The sequence below is a fragment of the Shewanella sp. 1CM18E genome, from assembly GCF_023161665.1.
In the GTDB taxonomy this organism is placed as follows: Bacteria; Pseudomonadota; Gammaproteobacteria; order Enterobacterales; family Shewanellaceae; genus Shewanella.
In genome coordinates, this window is sequence record NZ_JALNTW010000037.1 from 1 (window position 1) to 716 (window position 716).

General features: G+C 41.5%; 2 tRNA genes and 1 rRNA gene. All 3 read right to left on the reverse strand.

What is annotated here, in order from left to right:
- Positions 1–363: 363 nt before the first annotated feature.
- Positions 364–439: transfer RNA gene (locus MSG37_RS21215), tRNA-Ala, on the reverse strand.
- A 65-nt stretch (positions 440–504) separates the two neighbouring features.
- Positions 505–581, reverse strand: a tRNA-Ile gene (locus MSG37_RS21220).
- Positions 582–655: 74 nt separating this feature from the next.
- Positions 656–716: ribosomal RNA gene (locus MSG37_RS21225) — 16S ribosomal RNA — on the reverse strand; the annotation flags it as partial.

Below are 716 nucleotides of genomic sequence, written 5' to 3' on the forward strand. Positions count from 1 at the left end.
TCGCCTCTGACTGCCAAGGCATCCACCATATACGCTTAGTCACTTAACCATACAACCCAAATAAGTCTCTATGAGATATATCCGTTGTTCTATCAGGGTAGATAAAACAGCCGCATCGTAACTAATGGTTTCTACTTTCGCCAAAATTAGAATTTTTTACTTAAAACCGTTAAGTCTTAAGCCAAGACACTTAATGTTAAGTGTTTTAGAACTCAATTTTTAATTTCGCAATAATCTTTCGATTATTACTATCAGCTTTCCAAATTTTTAAAGAGCGGGCTTAAAAAAGCCAAAGATAAATTTTGCATTTATCTTTGGCATCTCTAACCAGTGCATGTATCAACTCAAAAGAGAAGATGTAAATGGTGGAGCTATGCGGGATCGAACCGCAGACCTCCTGCGTGCAAGGCAGGCGCTCTCCCAGCTGAGCTATAGCCCCATTTACATGCAGTCAAACAAATTTACGTTAAAACAAAATCTTCGTTTAGGAGAAAACTGAGATTTTGGTGGGTCAGAGTGGACTTGAACCACCGACCTCACCCTTATCAGGGGTGCGCTCTAACCAGCTGAGCTACAGACCCAACGTAATTTGCTCTTTCTTTACGACAAGCATATCTGTGTGAACACTCAACAACTATTAAGTTAGTCGTATAGGTAAGGAGGTGATCCAGCCCCAGGTTCCCCTAGGGCTACCTTGTTACGACTTCACCCCAGTC